General features: G+C 61.1%; 2 protein-coding genes and 1 pseudogene. 2 read left to right on the top strand and 1 reads right to left on the bottom strand.

From position 1 onward, the window contains the following. On the top strand, positions 1 to 862 hold an 862-nt coding region (locus EN935_RS31740; RefSeq protein ID WP_206534613.1), incomplete at its 5' end, for an aminotransferase class I/II-fold pyridoxal phosphate-dependent enzyme. After that, positions 859 to 1,728 (top strand): hypothetical protein, encoded by an 870-nt coding sequence (locus EN935_RS31735; RefSeq protein ID WP_127265078.1) that lies wholly within the window; start codon positions 859 to 861, stop codon positions 1,726 to 1,728. The genes EN935_RS31740 and EN935_RS31735, both read left to right, overlap by 4 nt. 55 nt (positions 1,729 to 1,783) lie before the next feature. Here the strand turns inward: EN935_RS31735 and EN935_RS31730 are convergent. After that, a pseudogene (locus tag EN935_RS31730) lies at positions 1,784 to 2,304 on the bottom strand (DNA polymerase III subunit delta'); the annotation flags it as partial.

Here is a 2,304-nt window from a genome sequence, read left to right as displayed (position 1 = left end):
GCTCAGTTGGGCGAAGCCGATGGCGCCAGTGGACGCGGCTGACTTTCCATTCAGCTATCCGACCGCCGGTGCAAGCGAGCCGCTTTTTCATCTGATTGCGGACTATGGCAACCGCGCTCGCGTCGAGAGGTTTTCACCTCGGCTTGTAATCTTTCGCGGCGAATATGAGGGTTACAAAGCCTATGCGGAAGCCTGCAGCGTTCCAGTCGCGGAATATGAACGCCACGCCTGGCGCGATGTTGCCGACACCGTCAATCCCCAGGATCTGCTTTGTCTCAGCCAACCTTCGGCCATCGACGGCATGGTGTGGCCGGAGGCCAATGCCTTTCTGCGTCGGTTGAGCCAACGCGCGAACCCGGCCCAGCTCGTTCTCGATTTGACCTATGTCGGGGCGACCGCCGAGCCTCCGATAGAGACGATCCTCGCCAACGCGCCTTGCGTGAGCGCCGTTGTGATCAGCCTGTCCAAGCCGTTCGGCGCCTACTACGACCGCATAGGCGGGGTGTTCTGCCGATCGGAGAATCTCGGTCTGTTTGGCAATCAATGGTTCAAGAACCTGACATCGCTGCAACTGGGGATACGGCTTATGGAGCGGTTCGACGTCTTCGCCATGGCGCGTCGTTACGCCAGCATTCAACAGAGCGTGGCAGAACATGCCGGCCACACTCTCGGCCTAACCTTGATGTCGGCGGACATCTTCATTCTGGCTCGAGGATCGGCAGACGCGGATATCGATCCGGATCTTGTCTCCTATCTCACGCGCGCCCCCGGCGCGATCGACGCCCGGCCACGCTTGTGCCTGACGCCGGGAATGGCGGAACGGATCGGCATGGCCAGTCCGAATTCTGGGACGTTGCCGTGAAGAATTTGCTTCCGCTCGTGACGAGCGATGACATCCATGCCCACTGCCTAGCGCATTGGAAGACAGAAGCATTCCGATCCTCGCATCGCCAAGGCGGCTATGTCCACAGCATAGTCGATCAGTATGCCCGCCTGCCCCGCTTCAGCTGCGAAACCACCAACGACCGCCTAGAGCGCGCGCACTTCTGCACCTGGTGGGGACTGACAATGCGCCGGGATGACTACAACGCCCCGGCCATCGAGGATCTCTACCTTCTGCATGAAATCTGGCACGCCGCGCATATGCCCTTCATCCCGGGCATCGGATTCGAGGCTTTCCATGGCAAGATGGAGCGCAATGAACTCGAGGCCAGCGTGGCTTCCGAACTGCTGATCTATTTCAAGATCGAGGGGCTCCGAGAAAGTGCCTTTCCTCATCCCATTTACGCGGACCGGTTTCTGAATGATCCAGCGATGCGGCTTCTGTGGCGTGAGAATGAAGTCGTCGCCACCAACACACTGCTCGAAGCGCGCCGCAACGTCATGTATTCCAAACCCGAAGGAGACATGGACCTGAGCGAGCGATGGATCCGCAAGTTCACCATGCAGAACCGACAATGGTCGATCGTTTGGGCCGACCGCTACCTTGACATCGAGGATCATATGCATCGATTCCAGCAGATGGCTCTCGGTGGCGACAGGAAGGCAGCCGCCGACTTTCACGCTGACTGGATTCAAGCCGAAGCCGCCATGGACACGGTCGACCATGTTCCTTTCCGCGACCAAGCGCTGCTGTTCGCCACCATCTACTGGGCCAATCGCGCGAAGTATGATGCTGCGCTCGCGGTACAGCGAGCGAGCCAGGCGAAGAACACGGCCGTCGCCTGAAAACAGCCGCATACATCGAACCCTCCCGGAATGGCGATTGCCATTCCGAGGGCCGTCACATTCGCATTGCAGAATTCAGGCGGTCGATCATGGTCAGGGCGTGCTGCTTCTTGTCGAGATTGTAGGTGTCGGTCTCAGATATTGCGTCGAGCGCCTCATGCCAAGTGTCCGACAGCGTTTTAGCCCGTGCGAGATCGCCCGCCAGTGCTGCCTGGCTTGCCGCGTCAGACAACAGGTCCAGCGCCCGGCGGTTGAAGATGTCGAACTGGATCGCCTGGTCGCGGCCGGCCACGGCTTCGGCAAGGCGAAACGCGCCGCCGACATCGCTCTTTCTTCCCGTGACCAGGGCGTCGAGCGTCGAGGCGATCTCCAGCCCGCCATACTGCGTCAACAGGATGGCGTTGCGCGCGCTGCCCCCTGCCCGCTCGACCAGTGCCGCGCGCGCCACCGGGTCGTCCGGCGGCGGCGGTTCCGCCGTTTCCAGCACAGCCATCAGCTCGTCGCCGTCGAGCGGCGTCAATCGCACCACCTGACAGCGCGACCGGATCGTGGGCAGCAGGCTCCCTGGTGCGTGGA

This window comes from Mesorhizobium sp. M7D.F.Ca.US.004.03.1.1 (assembly GCF_003998635.1).
Classification (GTDB): domain Bacteria; phylum Pseudomonadota; class Alphaproteobacteria; order Rhizobiales; family Rhizobiaceae; genus Mesorhizobium; species Mesorhizobium loti.
Note: the sequence above shows the minus strand (reverse complement) of the source record. Positions and strands in the feature narration are given on the sequence as shown.